We start from the raw sequence: 18,621 nt of genomic DNA on the forward strand, positions 1-18,621 counted from the left end.
CCGCACCCGTCCGACGAAGAGATTCAGCGCGAAAGGCACCCGCCCGATGTCCAAGCACCTGCGCCTCCTGGCGCTCACCGCCCTCTGCGCCGCCGCGCTCGGCATCCCCCTGACGCCCGCCTCGGCCGCGGCCTGCGGCGTCGACCCGCACGACGGACGCCTGCACTGCACCAACGACGCGCCCGTCACCCTGCTCCACCTGCCCGGCGCCGGAGGCGAATGGGTCGACGTCCTGGAGACCACCGAGAGCTACTTCACCTGCTGGACCAAGGGCGACCAGCACTCGGGCGGCAACAACACCTGGTACGGCACGCATGGCGACCACTGGGGCAACTTCGGCTACGTGGCCGCGGTGAACGTCCACACCCCCAGCTGGTTCGACGCCGACCCGGGACGCTACGGCCTGCGCGGCTGCTGACCCGGGCCAAGTCCCGGGCGACGGCACGACACCGGCACCCCACGAGCCCCCGTCGGCCGTGGGGTGCCGGCATACGGCGCGAGCACCCGGGGCGGCGCCTAGTGCGCCGCGTCCAGCCGTTCGCGCTGGTCCCGGGTCAGCTCCAGGTCCACCGCGGCCAGGTTCTCCTCGAGCTGGGCCACCGACGAGGCTCCGGCCAGCGGGATCACCGGCAGGTCGCCGCCGATCTGCCAGGCGAGCACCACCTGGTCGACGCTCGCCCCGCTCTCCTTGGCCACCTCGCGCAGGACGGCGAGCCGGGCGGCGGTGCCGGGGTGGTCGTAGTCGGACGGAAGCGGCTTGTCCGCCCTGGAGTAGGCCCCGCCGAGCAGCGGCGAGTACGCCACCAGCGTGAGGCCGGGCTCGGCCCGCAGGTAGGTCCGCAGATCGGCGCCCGCACTGCCCAGGCTGCCGTCCTCGAACAGCGGGAAAGGCACGTCGGAACGCGGACGCAGCAGGCTGTGCTGGTACTGCAGCACCTCATAGCCCGCCACCCCGGAGGCGGCGGCCAGCGCACGGGCGCGCTCCACCCGCCAGACGGCGTGGTTGCTGACGCCCAGCAGCCCGACGCTTCCCTCGGCGACCAGTTCGCCGAACGCCCCGACCGTCTCCTCAAGGGCGACCGCACGGTCCTCGATGTGGGAGTACAGCAGGTCGATCTTCTCCACGCCGAGCCGCTCGCGGCTGCGCTCGGCCGACTCCCTGATCACCTTGGCCGACAGGCCCTCGGCATTGTCGGTGTACCCGGTGCCCGGCGCCAGCGGCCTGGCGCCCAGCTTGGTCGAGATGACGATCTCGTCGCCCACTCCGCGGCTGCGCCGCCACCGGCCGAGCAGTTCCTCGCTCTGCCCGCCCTGGCCCCCGTCGACCCAGAAGGCGTAGTTGTTCGAGGTGTCGATGAACGTGCCGCCCGCTTCGGCGAACCGGTCGAGGATCGCGTACGACGTCGCCTCGTCCGTGGTCGAGCCGAATCGCATGGCGCCCAGTGCGAGCACGCTGACCTGCCGCTGAGTGGCCGGATCACTGCCAATCGTCGTGTACTTCACAGCACTCCCCTTCGTTCCCCCTGTCGGGCTGAACGAAAGTCTGCGAGATGGAGCGCACTCCAGGTCAAGCCCGTGCGACGTTCGGTTCCGGGCCGAAGTCGGCTCGGGTGCCGTCGAGCGGCAGAGGCGAGCCCCGGACCGCCTGGGAGCGTTCCGGGGCCTGCCGTACTGGGGCTGGCGTACTGGGGGCTGGCGTACTGGGGGATCAGTGCGGGGTGGCCTGTTCGGCGCCGACGCCGGTGAGGCTGCGGACCTCGATCTCGGCGTACTTGGCCGCGTTGTACTCCTTGCTGAGCCTGGTGCCGATCCACCCGGCCAGGAAGCCGAACGGGATGGAGACCAGACCGGGGTTGCTCATCGGGAAGACGGCGAAGTCGACGTCCTTGAGCAGCGAGGCCCCGGTCCCGGACACGACCGGCGAGAAGATCACCAGCACCAGCGCCGACACCAGGCCGCCGTAGATGGCCGAGACCGCGCCGACGGTGTTGAAGCGCTTCCAGAACAGGCTGTACAGAATGGCGGGCAGGTTGCCGGATGCGGCGACGGCGAAGGCCAGGGCCACCAGGAAGGCGACGTTCTGCCCCTGGGCCAGGATGCCGAGACCGATCGCGACCGCGCCGATGACGAAGGCGGAGATCCGGGCGACCAGCACCTCCTCGCCCTCGCTGACCTTGCCGCGCTTGAACACGTGCGCGTAGAGGTCGTGGGCGAAGCTGGAGGAGGAGGCCAGGGTGAGCCCGGCGACGACGGCCAGGATGGTGGCGAAGGCGACCGCGCCGATGAGCGCCAGCAGGACCGTGCCACCGACCGAGCCGAAGAACTCGGTGCCGATCGCCTGGGCGAGCAGGGGCGCGGCGGTGTTGCCCGCCTTGTCGGAGGCGGCGATCGTGCCACTGCCCACCAGGGCCGCGGCGCCGAATCCGAGCACGAGCGTGAGCAGGTAGAAGGTGCCGATGATGCCGATGCCCCAGAGCACCGACTTCCTGGCGTCCTTGGCGGTGGGCACGGTGTAGAAGCGGATGAGGATGTGCGGCAGTCCGGCCGTGCCCAGCACGAGGGCCAGGCCGAGGCTGACCAGGTCGAGCTTGCCCCAGATGCCCTGCGCCTCGGTGCCGTACTTGAGCCCGGGTTCGAGGAAGGCCTGGCCCTTGGGGCTCTGCGCGGCGGCCTCGCCGAGCAGGGCGGAGAGGTTGAAGCCGGACTTGGCCAGCACCAGGATGGTGATCAGCGCGGCGCCGCCCATGAGCAGCACGGCCTTGACGATCTGTACCCAGGTGGTGCCCTTCATCCCGCCGACCACGACGTAGATGACCATGAGCACGCCCACGCCGACGATCGTCAGCGCCTTGCCCCTGGCGTCGGTGACGCCGAGCAGCAGGGTCACCAGCGCTCCGGCGCCGACCATCTGGGCCAGCAGGTAGAAGATGCTGACGGTGATCGTGGAGACGCCCGCCGCCGTGCGCACGGGCCTCGGGCTCATCCGGAAGGCCAGCACGTCGGCCATGGTGAACTTGCCGGAGTTGCGCATCAGCTCGGCCACCAGCAGCAGCGCGACCAGCCAGGCGACCAGGAAGCCGATGGAGTACAGGAAGCCGTCGTATCCCGACAGGGCGATGATCCCGGCGATGCCGAGGAAGGAGGCGGCCGACATGTAGTCGCCGCCGATCGCCAGGCCGTTCTGCACGCCGGTGAACGAACGCCCGCCCGCGTAGTAGTCGGCCGCGGTCTTGGTGTTCCTGCTCGCCCAGAACGTGATCACCAGCGTCAGGACGACGAAGGCGAGGAACAGCACGGTCGCAAGGAGGTGTGAGCTCATTCGGACTTCTCCTCCACCTGGCGACGGAGCTGGTCGGCGAGCGGGTCGATCTTCCTGCCCGCGTGTCTCGCATAGGCCCAGGCGATCCAGAACGTCGAGACGAACTGGAGTAAGCCGAAGATCAGCGCGATGTTGATGTTGCCGATCACCTTGATGCCCATGAAGTCGCGCGCCCAGCCCGACAGCACCACGTACAGCAGGTACCACACGAGGAACGCCGCGGTCATCGGGAACGTCCAGGCGCGGAAGCGGCGCTTCAGCTCCTGGAACTCACTGCTGGCCTGCACTTGCTCGTACACGGACGAGTCATGTTGTCGCGTTGTCACCGGGCCTCCTTCGTCGGCCGAGCGGGCCGGGTGCCTGGACCCTCGACCTACCGCGGGTGTGATGCGGATCACGCACAAGGTAAGAGGGCAAACTACCCGGCGAGGAGAGGCACAGTCGGAATGTTCGGTGAGCCGCCGCCGGACCGCGTTTAGTTGGTCCAGGCTTGCGGCGAAAGGTCCCTCTGCCGCGACGAACGGTCACCGCCTGTCCGCTCCTCGTACGACGAACGGTCGATGTCCGGCGATACGCCACGACACGTCCGTAACGCGAGATTTTCTCAGCCGCGGGGGCGCCAGTCGCCCCTGTTGAGGTCGAGCGTCTCGGGCGTGTGCAGGCGCACCATGATGCGCGCCACGCCCTTCGGCACCCGTTCGGGCGTCAGCAGCGACACCACCACCATGACGCAGAACGCGATCGGCACCGTCCAGGCGGCCGGCTGGGCCAGCAGCGCCCCCATCAGTCCCTCGTGCGGCCCGCCGGTGATCGTCGCCAGCACCGCCGCGCACGCCAGCCCGCCGCCCACGAACAGCCCGGCCAGCGCCCCCGTCGAGGTCAGCCCGCGCCACCAGATGCCCAGCACCAGCAGCGGGCAGAACGAGGAGGCCGCCACCGCGAACGCCAGCCCCACCACATCGGCCACCGGCAGCGCACGCGCCCACATCGCCAGCGCCAGCGGCACCACCACCGCCAGCACCGTCGCCACCCGGAACGAGCGCACCCCGCCCCGCAGCAGGTCCTGCCCGATCACCCCCGCGACCGACACCGCGAGCCCCGACGACGTCGAGAGGAACGCCGCGAACGCCCCCGCCGTCACCAGCGCCGTCAGCACGTCGCCCAGCGTCCCCCCGACCAGCCGCCCCGGCAGCGTCAGCACCACCGCGTCCGTGCGCCCGGCCGCGATCAACTCAGGGGTGTAAAGCCGCCCCAGAGCCCCGTACACCGCCGGAAGCAAATAGAAGGCCCCCAGCAACGCCAACACCACCAACGTCGTACGGCGAGCCGCCATGCCATCCGGATTGGTGTAGAACCGCACCAGCACGTGCGGCAGCCCCATCGTGCCGAGAAACGTCGCCAGGATCAGCGAATAGGTGGAATACAGCCCGTAGTCCCGGCCGCTCAGCGGAAGCGCCCACGTCGCGGCGTCGTGCGCGCTCAAGCCCGGCGCCCCGCGCCCGTGCCAGGCGATCAGCAGGAACACCACCGGCACCGCGAGCGCCGTCAGCTTCAGCCAGTACTGGAAGGCCTGGACGAAGGTGATCGAGCGCATTCCTCCCGACAGCACGTTCACCGCCACCACGACGGCCACCACCAGGCCGCCCACCCACACCGGCGCCCCCGTGACCGTGCGCAGCACCAGCCCGGCGCTCTGGAACTGCGGCATCAGATACAGCCACCCGATCGCCGCCACCAGCACGCTGGCCGTACGGCGCACCGCCATCGACTCCAGCCGCGCCTCGGCGAAGTCGGGCAGCGTGTAGGCGCCCGAACGGCGAAGCGGCGCCGAGACCAGCACCAGCAGCACCAGGTACCCGCCCGTCCAGCCGACCGGCAGCCACAACATGTCGGCCCCGTAGGCGAGGATCAGCCCGGCGATGCCCAGGAACGAGGCCGCCGACAGGTACTCCCCGCCGATCGCCGAGGCGTTCCACAGCGGTGTGACCGTGCGCGAGGCGACATAGAAGTCGGACGTGGTCCGCGAGAGCCGCAGCCCGAACGCGCCGATGAACACCGCCACCAGGACCACCACGACGACGGCGGCCAGGCTCACGGCGACCTCACTGGCGCTCCACCAGGTCGGCGAAGTGGCGCTCGTTGCGCTCGGCCTGACGAACGTACAACCACGCGCCCGCCACCATCGCCGGGTAGATCAGCCCGGCCAGCACCGCCCACGGCAGCGGCACCCCCAGCACCAGCACCTCGCGCAGCCCCGGCACCAGCAGGAACAGCACCGGCAGCCCGCCGATCACACACGCCAGCACCGTGCACACGAACACCGCGAGCCGGAACTGCGTGCGCAGCAGCGAGCGCATGTAGACCTCGCCCAGCCTGGTCTGCTCGTCGATCTCACGCGAGACCGGGTAGCGCGGGCGGCGCGCGGCGGCCGTGCGCGGGCTGGTCACCGTCACTCTCCTGCTCACGGCTGCCTGCCTTTCCTGGCCCTGCGCACCAGCAGGTCGCGCAGTTCGCGGGTGTGCCTGCGGCTGACCGGGATCTCGGTGTCGCCGACCCTGACCGTGCACCGGCCCGAGTCGATGTGCAACTCCTCGATGTGCTTGACCGCGACCAGATGGCTGCGGTGCACCCGGACGAACCCGGCGTCGGCCCAGCGCTCCTCCAGCGTCGTCAGCGGGATGCGCACCAGGTGGCTGCCGCCGAGCGTGTGCAGCCTGGCGTAGTCGCCGTGCGCCTCGACGTACACGACGTCGGCGCTGGAGACGAACCTGGTCACGCCGCCGAGCTCCACCGGGAGCGTGTCCGGGTCGCCGGTGTAGAGGGGCACGTCGGCCGACAGGCACACCCGCCTGATCGCCTCGGCCAGCCGTTCCGGGCGCACCGGCTTGAGCAGGTAGTCCTCCGCCTTGATCTCGAAGGCGTCCACCGCGTGCTCCTCGTAGGCGGTCACGAACACCACCCGGGGCGGATTGGCGAACTGCGACAGCAGCCGGCCGAGCACCACGCCGTCGAGCCCGCGCATCCTGATGTCGAGGAAGACCGCGTCGATCGGCCGCCCTTCGGCGATGGCCCGGTCCAGCAGGCGCAACGCCATGGCCCCGTCGCGCGCGGTCGCCACCTCCCCGATGCGGGGGTCGGCCCGCAGCAGGTAGGACAGATCCTCCAGCGCGGGCAGCTCGTCGTCCACCGCAAGGACTCGCAGGGCGGCCACAGGACTCCTCACCTCGAATGCCTCAACACAGTGCCCGACAGTCGAATGCCTCGACAGTGATGAAAGCGACATCAGACGTCAAGGCCGTCACGGCGCGGTCACAGGTATGCGATGTCCTTCCCGGCCCCTTCACGGCATCGTAAAGTCGCTAGGGTGCGCGTCCAGCCGAGAGTCGACCGCTCCGTCGCCACCGCCGACCTGCTGCGCGAGCAGGCCGCCGCCTGGTTCGCCCCCCGCGCCTGCCTGCGCCGCCACGCCCGGCACCTGTCGACCCTGCGCGAGGCCGCCGACGTCATGCTGGGCGCGATCCGGGCCGAGCTCGACGCCGTGCCCGTCACCGGGTCGAGCGCCGCCGCCTACGCCCGCTGCGCCGAGCTCGACGCCGCGACCGAGCGGGTCAGGACGCTGGTGGAGTGGTACCACTCCCGCATCGGCCCGCGTGAGGACCCCGCGCAGGCCGCCGTGCTGATCGCCGCCGACGAGGTCGTGCGCAGTTGCTGGCACCAGCCGCTCGCCCTGCTCGGCGACGCCCCCTCGCCCGCTCCCGTGCCCTACCTCGACCCCGCCTACGCCTTCGGCCCGGCCGCGCCCGAGCTCGCCGGCCTGATCCCGGTGCCCATGGTGGCGCTGCCCGCGTGGTCGGCCCGCGAGGCGTGGTGGCTGGTCGCCGCAGCCCGCGAGAGCGGGCGGCACGCGCTGCGCCGCCTGGGGCCCGGCGTGCGGGCCTCGGTGGCAGCCGTGACCGGGCAGGAGCGGGCCGAGGAGGTGTTCGCCGACGTCTACGCCACCCTGCTGACCGGCGACGCCGCCGTCCTGCTGCTCACCGAGCTCCGGCACGGCCACCCCCCGGACGGCGACCCGCGCCTGGCCGTCGTGCACGCCGTCGCGGGCAGCGCGCCACCGGACCCGGACGACGACGCCGGACGCGAGGGCGCGCGCGTCGCCGCCCTCCTGACCGGCCTGGAGATCGGCGGCAGCACGCTGGGCGCCCTGGCCGCGACGCTCGACCACCGCCTGCTCGCCGCCTGGACGCGGATGCTGCCCACACGCTCGCCCGCCATCACCAGACTCGGCGACCACGCCTCGGCCCGCACCCTCACCGCCGCCGCCGTCGCCGCGGCACAGGACGAGCGGTCCGCCGCACACGTGCACGCCAACCTGCTCGGACTGCTCCCGGCCTGCGGCCCCCAGGCCACGATGGGCGCCACCCCGGCCAAGCCCGACCTCACCCGCCTGTCCACCGACCTCCGCACCGCACTCCTGCACACGCCGCGGGCGCGCCCGGCGCCGAACGCCGCTCCTGCCCCGGTGCGGCGCGGGCAGCCGTGAGCCTGCCGCGCGTCGTGGTCACCGTGACCGGCCCGGCCGTCACCACGGACGTGGGCGAACACACGCTCGGCCCCCTGCCCGACCCCGGCACCCCCGCACGCCCCTACGGCCAGGCCCTGCTCAGCGCCCTGCTCGGCCCGCTCTGGCCGAAGATCGCGCACCTGCCCGCCGTACTCGCGCGCCAAGGGGTGGAGCTCGCCCTCGACCTGCCGCCCGAGCTGCACGCGCACCGCTGGGAGGCCATGCACGACGACGAACACCCGCTCGGGGCCAAACCCGGCCTGCTCGTCGCCGTCACCCGGCTGCTGCCCGGCGCCGCACCGCCCCCCGAGCCGGTACGGCGTGCGCCCCGGGTGCTGTTCGCCTCGGGGGCCGAGCTGACCGACGCCGACGTACGGCCGGGCGCGATGTTCCTAGGGCTGTTGCTGCAGTGCGAGTCCGAAGGGCTGGCCCTGGCCGACGTCGCCGACGCGCTCACCGCGCAGGCACTCGCCGAACGCTGCGCACGCGGCAGGCCCGACCTGGTGCACCTGGTCGCACACGGCGTGCTCGACGAGGACGAACGACTGCGCGTGCACCTCGGCGGCGAACAGGTCGGCGCCGACCGGCTCGCCGCCGCCCTCCTGCCCGGCCCGCACCGGCCGATCGCCATCGTGCTCAGCGTCTGCCACAGCGCCGGGCTCAGCCCCGCCTCACTCGCCGGAACCCTCGTGCGCGCGGGCGTGCCGATCGTCGTCGCCATGGACGGCGAGATCGGCGAACAGGCGTGCAGACTGTACTGCAAGCGCCTGGTCGCGGCCCTGCTCGGCGGCCAGGGCATCGCCGAGGCCGCCGCACACGGCCGCAGGGCCGCCCTGCTCGGCGAGAGCGACCCCGGCGACCGCCACGACTGGGCCATGCCCACCGTCTTCACCGCGTCCGCGCTGCCCGCCGCCTTCCACCCCGTCGAGCCGGGCCAGGCCCGACGGGTGCGCGAACTCGCCCGCGGGCTCGACCTCGTACGCGACCCCGTCCACATCGGCCGAAGGGACGTCCTCGACGCCGTCGCCGACCTGTTCGACCAGCGCCGGGCCCTGCTCGCCGTCACCTCCGAAGGCGGCTTCAGCGGACTCGGCGCCACCCGGCTGCTGCGCGAGATCGGCTTCAGGCTGCTGCACGCCGGGCACGTGCCGCTGCTGCTGGCGCCCATGACCAGCTCCAACGCGCCCGCCTCGCTGCGCCAGGTCGTGGCCCTGCTGCTCAAGACCCTGCTCGGCACCGCCGAACGGCTCGGCCTGCCGCCCGCCGAACTGCTCACCCTGCCCGCCTCCGGCTCACCGCCACCCGCGGACGTGCCCGCGCTCGTCCGCAACGACCTGCGCAAACGCATCGCCGCCTACCACCACGGCGACGACGGGCCGATCACCCCCGACGACGTGCGCGACCTGCTCGCCCATGACCTCGGCGCACTCGCCGCCGCCGCCTCCGCGCTCGGGCCGCCCTTCGGGCCGCACACCAGGGCCGTCGTCCTCGCCGAAGGCCTGCACCTGTGGCCCGAGGCGCTCGGCGTGCTCGACGGCAGGCCACAGGGACTGCTCGACCTGCTCACACCCGACGGGCTCGGCGCACCCGCCAGCCCCGTCCCGCTCGTCGCCACCGCCGCGCTCGACGCCTGCGCGCCGCTGCGGCTGTTCCGCGACTCCCAGCCGGGCAACCGCTCCCACCGCTTCGTCAGGCTCGCGCCGCTGCGGGCCGAGGAGGCGCTGCTCGGCTTCCAGTGGGTGCTGCTGCATCCCTGGCACGACGAGGACGCCTACCGCAAGGTGTGGGTGCTGCGCAGGGGCCTGACGCACGAGCAGCACATGCGTGCCTTCTTCGAGCAGCTCAGCGGCAGGCCCGCCCGCGTCGCCGACCTGCTGTACGTGTTCGTCGAGGCACTGGCCAAGGTCGACCACTTCGCCGCGCACGACGACGAAGGGGCCTGGCGCGCCTACGCCGACGAACACAGGCTGCCGTCATGACGGGCATCGAGCACCACCTCGACGCCCTCATCGGCCGCAGGTTCGACCGCCACGACCCGCACACCCTGGCCATGCTCGTCCTGCTGCCCCAATGGACCGACGGCCTGGCCGAAGCGCTCGGCCTGCCGCCCGTGCCCGACGCCGGACTCGTCGAACACTCCACCACCCTGCACGAGGACGGCGCCGAAGAACGCGTGTTCTGGGTGCGCGAGAGCCTGCGCCCCGACCTCGGCGCCCACCTGCGCGCCGAGCACCGCGACCTGCTCGACCGCACCCTCACCCGCCTCGTCGCCGCCCTGTCACCCGGCGCGGACGCCACACCCGCACCGCCCCCGGACGTACGGCGAGCCCTGGGCGCCTGGCTCATCGCAGGCGCCACCCACCGCGAGGACCCCACCGGCCTCAGCCTGCTCAACCGCACCTCCGACCTCATCGACTCCGGCGCGCACGCCGAAGCCGCCCAGCTCGTCGCCGTCGCCAAAGGCCTCGGCGACGTCGTCGGCGGCCACCTGACCGGCTCGGCACGGCGAGCCGCATGGCGCCTGGCCAGGGCGACCCGCGAGGCCGAGGACGCACACCACCTGCGCCACTACCTGCCACGCCACGACGCCGAACAGGCGCTGGCCGCCGTCATCGGCTCCACACACGGGCACTGGGCCGTGCACCTGCTCGGCGCGGGCGGCGCGGGCAAGACCATGCTCGTCAGGCAGCTCACCTCCGGCGCCTTCGCCACACGCGGCGGCTTCGCCCCCTTCCCCGTCGCCAGGGTCGACTTCGACCACCTGGACCCCAGCTTCCCCGCCGACCGGCCCGGCGAGATCTTCCTCGCCCTCGCCGTCGACCTGCTCGGCCACCTCGACTCCAGGAAGGCCGAAGGCGCCTACCGCGTCTTCCTCGCCACCGTCGAGCGCCTGCACACCGAACTGGCCAGACGCCAGCGGCTCGCCTCGCAGGCCGGACCGCTCATCGAGCAGATGGTGCTCAGCTTCGCCGCCCTGCTCACCGGCCTGCCCACCCCGGCCGTGCTCGTCCTCGACACCTGCGAGGAACTGGCCAAGCTCTACCCGCCCGGCGCCGAGGCGCCCGCCATCGACCTGACGTTCCAGATGATGGAGGAGCTGCACCGCCATGCCCAGGGCGTGCGGGTGGTCCTGGCGGGACGCCGCTGGCTGGTGCCCGCGCCGCCGGGCGCTCCGGCCGGGCCGCTGCTCAGCGCCAGGCCGTACCTGAGGGTGCACGCGCTCGGGCCCTTCACCGGGCAGGAGGCCGAGGCCTACCTCGGGCAGCGGCGGGTGCCGCCAGGCGTCGTGCCCGCCGTGCTGGAGCGGGCGCGCAGCGCCGACGGCGGGTACAACCCGTTCGACCTGGCCGCCTACGCCGAATGGGCGCTCGGCGCTCCCGGGCTCGACCCGGCCGCGCTGCGGGAGGCGCCAGGCGACCCCTACATCGAGCAGCGGGTGCTCGGCCGGGTCCGGGATCGGCGGGTCGCCCGGTGTCTCGGGGTGGCGGCCGAGCTCGGCAGGTTCGACCGGGCGCTGGTCTCGGCCGAGTTCGGCAGGCTCGGGGTGCCGCCCGACACCGTCATGGACGAGCTCGCCGCCCAGGAGTGGGTCAGGGTCACCGAGGTCGACGCCGAAGGCCGTCCCTGGGTCGTCGAGGTACACGAACACCTGCTGGAGCGGCTGCGCGCCGCCACCGCCGCCGCGCCCGCCGACTACCCGCTCAACCGCGACCGGCTCGGCCACGACGCCGCCGCCGTCGTCGACCGTGCGCGCGACATCACCTCCGTCGCACTCGCCACCGTCCTGGCCGCCCTGCGCCTGCTACCCGCAGTGGAGGCGCTGCGGCTGTGGCAACGCATCGAGGAACGCGTCGTCGAGCAGGACGCCTGGGGCTGGGCCGAACACGTCAGCGCACGCGCCGCAGCCGAACGCGGCGGCGGGCAGAGCGCGCCACGGGACGAGCTCGGCGCCGCCGTCCTGGCCACCCATGCCGCCGCCAGGAGGCACACCGGCGGGGCGGGCGCCGCGCAGGTGTGGCGCGATGTGGAGCGCCTGGCCGTCTCGCCCGGCCTCAGGACCAGGGCCGCGCTGGCCGCCGTCGCACTCGGCGAGCGGCGGCCCGACTCCTTCGTCACCGCACTGCGCCGCATCGTCGCCTCCGGCGAGGCCTCGGCCGGGTCGGTGGCCGCCGCCGTCGACGGCTGGATGACACACGACGACTGGGGCGGGCTGCGCAGCCAGGACGTGGAGGCTGCGGCCGACCTCACCGGCGACCCCGCGACCAAGGCCCTGCTGCTCAGCCAGGCCGCACTCACCGCCCTGCGCGAGGGCGAACCCGGCCTGGCCGCCGCACGCGACCTGGCCGGCCGTGCCGTCCTGCTGGCCAGGGACGAGGGCGGGCCCGCACGCTGGGCCGATCTGCCCGGCATCGACGTGCCCGCCCGCTGCGACCTGGTACGCCTGACCATCGCCTGTGCGAGCGGCGAGCACGACCTGATCGAGGAGTGGACCCGCCGCCCGCCCGCCCACAGCCCCGCCCCCAGAAGGGCGCACGGCTCCCCCGACCTCGACCGCCTGCACGGCCTGCTGCTGAGCGCCGACCCCGCCACGCCCGTCAGACGCGAACGCGACGCCTGGCAGCAGATGCAGGGCGCGCACTGGCTGCACCGCGCGCTCATGCCGCTCGCCCTCGTCCGGGTCGAACGCCTGATCGGCGCCGGAGCGCTCGACGAGGCGGCGGACGAGCTCAACCAGGCCCTCGACGCCGCCCTGGCACGCGGCGGCAGCCCCGAGAGCGCCGAACGCATCACGATCGCCCTGCTGGCGCTCTGCCGCCGTAGCCGCGACCTGGGCCACTGCCCCGACGCCCCCGTACGCGCACGCGCCGGGCCGCCGCTCGTCCGCGCCGAGGCGTGGATCACCCTCACCCTCGTCACCGGCGCCAGGCCCGCCGACCCCGCCGAGGCCGGATCGTGGTACGGCTGGTGGCAGTGCCAGGACCTAACGGCTCTCACCGCGTCCGCGATCACGCCGCCGCCCTCGGCCGAGCCCGGCATCCCCGAGGCGTTGAGCAGGGCCGCCCTCCGCGAGTACTACGCCCTGCGGCACGGCGGAACGCCCGGGGTCTCGCCTGACGAGCAGGTCCCGCACTTCGTGGTGGCCCGGCCCGCATCCGACGAGCGGGGCCTCGCGTTCGGCGAGCGCCTGCCGTGGCTGCGCGGGATCACGACGCTGGCCAGGGCCGAGGTCCTGGCCCTGCGCGACCCACGCCGGGCCGCCCCCCTGCTGGACCAGGCCGCGACCGACCTCGCCGACGACGACCCCGAGCGGGCGGCCCAGGCCAGGCTGCTGGCCTTCATCGCCCGCGTGCGCGACGGCGAGCCGCTCAAGCCGCTGCTCGCGCCGCCCGCGCCGTCGGGTGACGGCTGGGTGCGCCGCCGTACCCTGCTGCTCACGCTGGAGGCGGGCCGCCACCGGCCGGGCACGCTGCCCGAGCTGTCGCAGGCGGACGCGGTCGCCGAACAGGACGAGGAGCCGGGCGCCACCGTGATCGCCGCCACCGGCCGTCGCCGTGCCGAGATCGCGCTCATCGTCGCGGCGGGCGTGACCGCGTTCGTCGGCGCCTGGGCCTCCTCCGCCCTGTCGTGGCTGTCGTCCCTTGGCTTCGCCGTCGCCACCGCGATCCTGACGCTCGCCGAGCGGTTCGCCGCACCGGTGCGGCTCCCGCTCCGCCGCAACGGGCCGAAATCCGTACGGCTGTCGCGCATCTCCGACCGCCGGGCCAATATGGAGATCACCCCCTGGCGACCGCACCTGGCCGGAGCGGCCTGGCGGCGGCGACCGCGCGTGCTCTCCGTCCCGCGAGCGGGCGCCGTGGCCACCGGCCGGGTGAGCTTCGACCCGCCCCTCCTCGACGCCTCCGCCCTCGAAGGCGTGCGTGTCGTGAGGCTCGGCGGGCTGCGCCACTTCGACGCGCACGGCGTCGAGCACGCCCTGTTCGGCCATCTGGACGACCCGCCTTCGGTGTTCCGCTCCACCCACCGCACGGCCGCGCTCGGCGCCGGAGCCCTGGCCTACACCGGGCCCGGCCATCTGGCCCCGCAGCCGTGCGAGCTCCCGCACCGGGTGCGCATCGTGATCGGCCTGCCGGTCGAGACGGCCGCGGGCTGGCGGCTGCGTGTGTTCGCCGAGGACGGCGCCGCCTGGCACGACGTGCCGCCCGGCCTGCCCGCGGCGTTCTGGGTCGTACAGGCGAGCCCGGCCGACACCAGGCCCGAGCCGCTCGCCGGGCATCGGCGTGGTTTCACCGGGTTCGCCAGGGCGGTGTGCGGGGCGGGAGCCGCGGGCGCGATCATCGTCCCGCCGCTGCCCGACACGACCGCCGCCGAGGTCGCAGGGCTGTGCGCCGGATGGCCGGTCGGCAGGCGCGGAGTGATCGACGGCCATGCCGTCCTGCGGCTGCAGCGCCGGGTGCGCGAGACGATCGGCCGGGCGGGAGGCGACACGGCCGCCGCCTGCGACGTGATCGTCTACCTGCCCAGCGACGACGCGTGAGCGCTACCGCGCCGAGACGCCCGGATGGTACTTCGGCAGCCTGACGTTCACCTTCGTGCCCACGCCCTCGCCGGTCTCGACCACCAGCCCGTACTCGTCGCCGTACACCTGCCGCAACCGCTCGTCGACATTGGCCAGCCCGACGCCTCCCGCGCCGGAACGCGCGTCCGGCTCGCCCGCCAGGATGGCGCGCAGCCGTTCGGGGTCCATGCCGAGACCGTCGTCCTCGACGCTGATACGGCACTCGGCCCCGGCGTCCTCGGCCAGGATGGTGATACGGCCGATGCCCGGCTTGCTCTCCAGGCCGTGGCGCACGGCATTCTCCACCAGCGGCTGCAGGCACAGGAACGGCACGGCGACCGGCAGCACCTCGGGCGCGATGCGCAACGTCACCTGCAGCTGGTCGCCGAAGCGGGCCCGTTCCAGGATCAGGTAGCGGTCGATGGAGCGCAGCTCCTCCGCCAGCGTCGTGTAGTCGCCGTGCTTCCTGAAGGAGTAGCGCGTGAAGTCGGCGAACTCCAGCAGCAGCTCCCTGGCCCGCTCGGGATCGGTGCGCACGAACGAGGCGATCGTGGTGAGGGAGTTGTAGACGAAGTGCGGCGAGATCTGCGCCCGCAGCGCGCGTACCTCCGCCTCCATGAGCAGGGTGCGCGAGCGGTCGAGCTCGGCCAGGGCCAGCTGCGAGTCCACCCACCTGGCCACCTCCTGCGCGGCCCGCACCAGCCCGGCCGAGGCGTGCCCGCCGTAGGCCGCGAGCGACCCGACGATGCGTTCCTCGGTCGTGAGCGGGACCACGACGGCCTGCCTGATCGGGCACTCCGGCCTGCCGCAGTCCAGCGTGAGCACCTGGGTACGGCCGTCGGTGAGCGTGGCCTCGGCATGGCCGAAGGCGTCGCGGGCGTGGTGGTCGCCCTCGCCGTCGTAGACGAGCAGCCGTTCGCCGTCGGTGATGGCCAGCGCGGGCGAGCCCAGCAGCTCGCGCAGATGCCGCGACGCCTTCTGCACCCCGGCCTCGGTCAGCCCGGCCCGCAGCGGGGGCGCGGCGAGCGAGGCGGTGTGCAGGGTCAGGTGCGTGGCCCGCTCGGCCGGGCTGCTGCCCAGGTCCCTGCGCCCGCGCAGCACCTGCCAGAGCACGATCGCGGGCACCCCGACCAGGGCGGCGACGACCAGGACCACGACGATCTCCACGGCCGCCGAGCCTACCGCCCCGACGCCTTTACAAAGTAGATCAAATCATCGCAGCGCGGCCGAGACGCGCTCGCCGTACGCGATGGCCTCCTCGTCGGAGTCGTAGCGGGTGCGGGGCCAGAAGAAGCCGCGCAGGCCGTCCTTGCGGTTGCGCGGCACCACGTGCACGTGCAGGTGCGGGACGCTCTGGCTGATGCGGTTGTTCATCGCGACGAACGTGCCGCCCGCCTCCAGGCCGCGTTCCACCGCACCGGCCATCGCCTGGACGCGTTCGAAGAACGGCCCCACATCGCTCAGGTCGGTCAGCGTCTCGGCGTGCGCGCGCGGCGTCACCAGCACGTGGCCCTTGAACACGGGCCTGGTGTCCAGGAAGGACACCGCCACCTCGTCGGCGCTCACCACGACCGCGGGCCGCTCCCCCGCGACGATCTCACAGAACAGGCAGGTCACCAGCCGACCTTAGCGTCCCCCGAGATCAGCGCCCTGGCGATCACCAGGCGCTGCACGTCGTTGGTGCCCTCGCCGATCGCCATCAGCGGCGCGTCGCGGTAGAGCCGCTCCAGCACGAACTCCTGGGAGTAGCCGTAGCCGCCGTGCACGCGCATCGCCTCCATGGTGGTGCGCAGTGCGACCTCCGATGCGAAGTACTTGGCCATCGCCGCCTCCGCGTTGACCGCGCCCGCCTGCGAACGCGAGGCCGCCCAGTACGTCAGCAGCCTGGCCGCCTGGATCTCGGTGGCCATGTCGGCCAGCTTGAGCTGCACGGCCTGGAAGTCGGCGATCGGCCTGCCGAACGCCTGGCGCTGCTTGGAGTAGGCGAGCGCCGCGTCGTAGGCGCACTGCGAGATGCCGACCGCCCTGGCCGCGATGTTGACCCGGCCGAGTTCGAGCGCCGACAGCGCCTGCTGCATGCCGCGCCCCTCCACGCCGCCCAGCAGCGCCGAGGCCGGGACCCGCACGTCCCGCAGTACGATCTCGCACGTCTCGGTGCCCTTGTAGCCGAGCTTGGGCAGGTCGCGGCTCACCGTGTAGCCGGGCGTGCCGGCCTCGACGAGCAGGATCGACATGCCCTTGTGCGCGGGCGTCTCGGTCGAGGTCTTGACCAGGACCGGCATCGGGTCGGCGTGCCTGGCATTGGTGATCCACGTCTTGGTGCCGTTGACCACGTAGTGCTCGCCGTCGCGCACGGCCCTGGTCCGGATGCCCTGGAGATCGGTGCCCGCCTCCGGCTCGGTGAGTGCGATGCCGGTGCGGCGGGCCCCGCTCGCCAGGTCGGGCAGGTACTGCTCACGCTGTTCGGCCGTGCCGTGCACGGCGATCATCCAGGCGGCCAGCGAGTGCGAGCCCAGCACGCCCGCGACGCCCATCCAGCCTCTGGCGATCTCCTCGAAGACCAGGGCGAACGACACGCGGTCGAGGTCGAGCCCGCCGTACCCGGCCGGGATCGTCATCCCGAACAGGCCCATCTCCTTGAAGCGTTCGACGATCTCGGTGGGATAGCGGCCGGTGCGCTCCCACTCGGAGGCGACCGGGACGATCTCCCTGTCGACGAACTCCCGCAAGGTCGCCCTGAAGAGCTTCTGGTCCTCGTCGAGCTCGAAATCCATGCCTGGAGGCTAATCATCAGACCTTTAGGCGGTCAATCGTTTCCTGAACGCCGTCCAGCTCGTCTCATTGGGCGCGCTCCACTGCTCGGGCGCGTGCGCGTAGTGCTCGCCGACGTGCTCGCGCAGCCGCCGCGGCACCTCGTCGAAGCCGCCGAGCTTGGCGCCCCTGCAGTGGTAGACCAGTGCGCCCGGCCGCTGGGCCATGCCCATCCACGGCAGCCACGGCGACACGCGTACCCAGGAGAACGTCGAGGGCACCGAGTCCGCCTCCCCCTCCACGTCGGAGGCGGCGGCGAAGAACTGGAACAACTCCATCGCCCGATAGGTGTCACCGGCCGAGTTGTCCGGGAACTCGGCCACGGGCAGCGGCGAGGGGTAGGCCAGCAGCACGTCGGCATTGAAGACGACCTGCCCGCCCAGGCGTGTCGCCGGGATCGGGAAGTCACGCCACTTCTGGTTGACCGGATCGTTGAACACGTGCTGCACCTCGACGCTCTCCCCGGTGTACGGGTTGTCCCACACGTCGATCACCTCGCGGGACTTCGGATCGAGATAGGCCGCCGCTTCTCTGGTCAGCACCTCCCACAGCCCCTCCCCCTGGGTTGCTCTGGCGACATTGACCCCCTCGAACCCGAACAGATGGTGCGGTCCGTCGTCCGGCTGCCACGCGTAGACGTCACCGCTCCACCACGAGGTGGCCTGCGTCCCGTCGGCACTCGCGCGTACCCGGACGAAATCTCTGACACTGCCGAAATCTCTGACACTGCTCATGACACCGACCTTCTCGCGTCAGTCGTGTCAGCCGCAAGATCCTTTAGCTCTCCCTGCCCAGCAGTCCCAGAATCCTGTCGAACTCCGCCGCCCCCTCGGGCACCTCCCGCACGGGCCCGAACGCCGCCCCGCTCGCCAGCCGTGCCGCCCCCGCGGGCACGGCGAGCGCGATCGGCAGCGCCGCCGCGACCAGGCCCGGCTCCGGCCGGTACGGCACGCCGATCGCGGTGGCCACGTCCCAGGCGTGCACCAGGTAGTCGGCGAAGTGGAAGCCGATCGCGCTCGCCGCCGGGATCGGCACACCCGGCGCGATCTCCGGCAACTCGAACGCCACGTCGTCCCCCACCTGCCCGAACGCCGCCAGCACCTCCCGCGCCGCCTCCGCGTGCAGCCGTACGGCATCGTCGCCGTAGGGCCGCACCTGCCAGACGTCGAGATCGCCGCCGTGCCCTCGTGCGGCGGCGGCGAAGCCGTGGTGCTGTGCGGTCATATGAGCCAGCAGGTCGCCCACCGTCCACCCGGCGCACGGCGTCGGCCTGTCGAGATCGCCCGCCGCGACCTTGTCCACGACGACGAGACACGCCAGTACGGCACGCCGGTCCCACTCGACGACCTCATTGATAAGCATGTGCATACCATC

The 18,621-nt window shown here is 72.8% G+C and carries 15 protein-coding genes; 4 read left to right on the top strand and 11 right to left on the bottom strand.

All coding sequences use genetic code 11. The features are described 5' to 3' along the window. Positions 1–46 precede the first annotated feature (46 nt). Complete coding sequence (locus ACTWNK_RS29855) at positions 47–418, top strand: hypothetical protein (RefSeq protein ID WP_474307888.1); 372 nt, start codon at positions 47–49, stop codon at positions 416–418. Between the two features lie 98 nt (positions 419–516). Here the strand turns inward: ACTWNK_RS29855 and ACTWNK_RS29860 are convergent, their stop codons facing one another. The 6 genes from ACTWNK_RS29860 to ACTWNK_RS29885 form a co-directional block, all read right to left on the bottom strand. After that, a complete protein-coding gene (locus ACTWNK_RS29860) occupies positions 517–1,503 on the bottom strand; it encodes an aldo/keto reductase (protein WP_474307889.1) in 987 nt (328 codons plus the stop codon). A gap of 205 nt (positions 1,504–1,708) precedes the next feature. Further along, positions 1,709–3,319: a solute symporter family protein gene (locus ACTWNK_RS29865; protein ID WP_474307891.1), complete on the bottom strand. Its 1,611-nt coding sequence runs from the start codon at positions 3,317–3,319 to the stop codon at positions 1,709–1,711. Further along, on the bottom strand, positions 3,316–3,618 hold the full coding sequence (locus ACTWNK_RS29870) for a DUF485 domain-containing protein (protein ID WP_474307892.1): 303 nt from the start codon (positions 3,616–3,618) through the stop codon (positions 3,316–3,318). The genes ACTWNK_RS29865 and ACTWNK_RS29870 overlap by 4 nt, the downstream gene beginning before the upstream one ends. A 305-nt stretch (positions 3,619–3,923) precedes the next feature. Next, positions 3,924–5,414: a sodium/solute symporter gene (locus ACTWNK_RS29875; protein WP_474307893.1), complete on the bottom strand. Its 1,491-nt coding sequence runs from the start codon at positions 5,412–5,414 to the stop codon at positions 3,924–3,926. 7 nt (positions 5,415–5,421) lie between these two features. Beyond that, a complete protein-coding gene (locus tag ACTWNK_RS29880) occupies positions 5,422–5,784 on the bottom strand; it encodes a hypothetical protein (protein WP_474307895.1) in 363 nt (120 codons plus the stop codon). Continuing rightward, complete coding sequence (locus ACTWNK_RS29885) at positions 5,781–6,530, bottom strand: LytR/AlgR family response regulator transcription factor (RefSeq protein WP_474307897.1); 750 nt, start codon at positions 6,528–6,530, stop codon at positions 5,781–5,783. Before ACTWNK_RS29885 ends, ACTWNK_RS29880 begins: the two co-directional genes overlap by 4 nt. 153 nt (positions 6,531–6,683) lie before the next feature. On the opposite strand from ACTWNK_RS29885, the gene ACTWNK_RS29890 reads away from it, so the two are divergent. Genes ACTWNK_RS29890 through ACTWNK_RS29900 form a run of 3 tightly spaced genes read left to right on the top strand, consistent with a single transcriptional unit; the run spans position 6,684 to position 14,415 of the window. Then, positions 6,684–7,859 carry a hypothetical protein gene (locus tag ACTWNK_RS29890; RefSeq protein ID WP_474307899.1) on the top strand — a complete coding sequence of 392 codons (1,176 nt, stop codon included), beginning with the start codon at positions 6,684–6,686 and terminating at the stop codon, positions 7,857–7,859. Next, the gene (locus ACTWNK_RS29895) at positions 7,856–9,859 is read left to right on the top strand and encodes a CHAT domain-containing protein (protein WP_474307900.1); all 2,004 of its coding nucleotides are present in this window, start codon (positions 7,856–7,858) and stop codon (positions 9,857–9,859) included. Before ACTWNK_RS29890 ends, ACTWNK_RS29895 begins: the two co-directional genes overlap by 4 nt. Continuing rightward, positions 9,856–14,415 (top strand): hypothetical protein, encoded by a 4,560-nt coding sequence (locus tag ACTWNK_RS29900; protein ID WP_474307902.1) that lies wholly within the window; start codon positions 9,856–9,858, stop codon positions 14,413–14,415. Before ACTWNK_RS29895 ends, ACTWNK_RS29900 begins: the two co-directional genes overlap by 4 nt. A 3-nt stretch (positions 14,416–14,418) precedes the next feature. Here the strand turns inward: ACTWNK_RS29900 and ACTWNK_RS29905 are convergent, their stop codons facing one another. From ACTWNK_RS29905 to ACTWNK_RS29925, 5 genes are read right to left on the bottom strand one after another with little or no spacing between them, the layout of a single operon-like run. Next, the gene (locus tag ACTWNK_RS29905; RefSeq protein ID WP_474307903.1) at positions 14,419–15,603 is read right to left on the bottom strand and encodes a sensor histidine kinase; all 1,185 of its coding nucleotides are present in this window, start codon (positions 15,601–15,603) and stop codon (positions 14,419–14,421) included. A 45-nt stretch (positions 15,604–15,648) separates the two neighbouring features. Then, a complete protein-coding gene (locus tag ACTWNK_RS29910) occupies positions 15,649–16,053 on the bottom strand; it encodes an HIT family protein (protein ID WP_474307905.1) in 405 nt (134 codons plus the stop codon). Beyond that, positions 16,050–17,210, bottom strand: coding sequence for an acyl-CoA dehydrogenase family protein (locus tag ACTWNK_RS29915; RefSeq protein ID WP_474307907.1), 1,161 nt, complete (start codon positions 17,208–17,210; stop codon positions 16,050–16,052). The genes ACTWNK_RS29910 and ACTWNK_RS29915 overlap by 4 nt, the downstream gene beginning before the upstream one ends. Before the next feature lie 24 nt (positions 17,211–17,234). Next, positions 17,235–17,981, bottom strand: a complete 747-nt coding sequence (locus tag ACTWNK_RS29920) for a DUF1838 family protein (RefSeq protein WP_474307909.1) — start codon at positions 17,979–17,981, stop codon at positions 17,235–17,237. A gap of 43 nt (positions 17,982–18,024) precedes the next feature. Beyond that, a complete protein-coding gene (locus tag ACTWNK_RS29925) occupies positions 18,025–18,609 on the bottom strand; it encodes a TIGR03086 family metal-binding protein (protein ID WP_474307911.1) in 585 nt (194 codons plus the stop codon). Between the last annotated feature and the right edge of the window lie 12 nt (positions 18,610–18,621).

The sequence above is a fragment of the Nonomuraea sp. IBHARD001 genome (genome assembly GCF_056106265.1).

What these genes read in the sequence shown, in the direction of transcription:
- ACTWNK_RS29920 (WP_474307909.1), bottom strand. Translation starts at nt 17,981, where the DNA reads ATGAGCAGTGTCAGAGATTTCGGCAGTGTCAGAGATTTCGTCCGGGTA.
- ACTWNK_RS29925 (WP_474307911.1), bottom strand. Translation starts at nt 18,609, where the DNA reads ATGCTTATCAATGAGGTCGTCGAGTGGGACCGGCGTGCCGTACTGGCG.
- ACTWNK_RS29855 (WP_474307888.1), top strand. Translation starts at nt 47, where the DNA reads ATGTCCAAGCACCTGCGCCTCCTGGCGCTCACCGCCCTCTGCGCCGCC.
- ACTWNK_RS29915 (WP_474307907.1), bottom strand. Translation starts at nt 17,210, where the DNA reads ATGGATTTCGAGCTCGACGAGGACCAGAAGCTCTTCAGGGCGACCTTG.
- ACTWNK_RS29865 (WP_474307891.1), bottom strand. Translation starts at nt 3,319, where the DNA reads ATGAGCTCACACCTCCTTGCGACCGTGCTGTTCCTCGCCTTCGTCGTC.
- ACTWNK_RS29900 (WP_474307902.1), top strand. Translation starts at nt 9,856, where the DNA reads ATGACGGGCATCGAGCACCACCTCGACGCCCTCATCGGCCGCAGGTTC.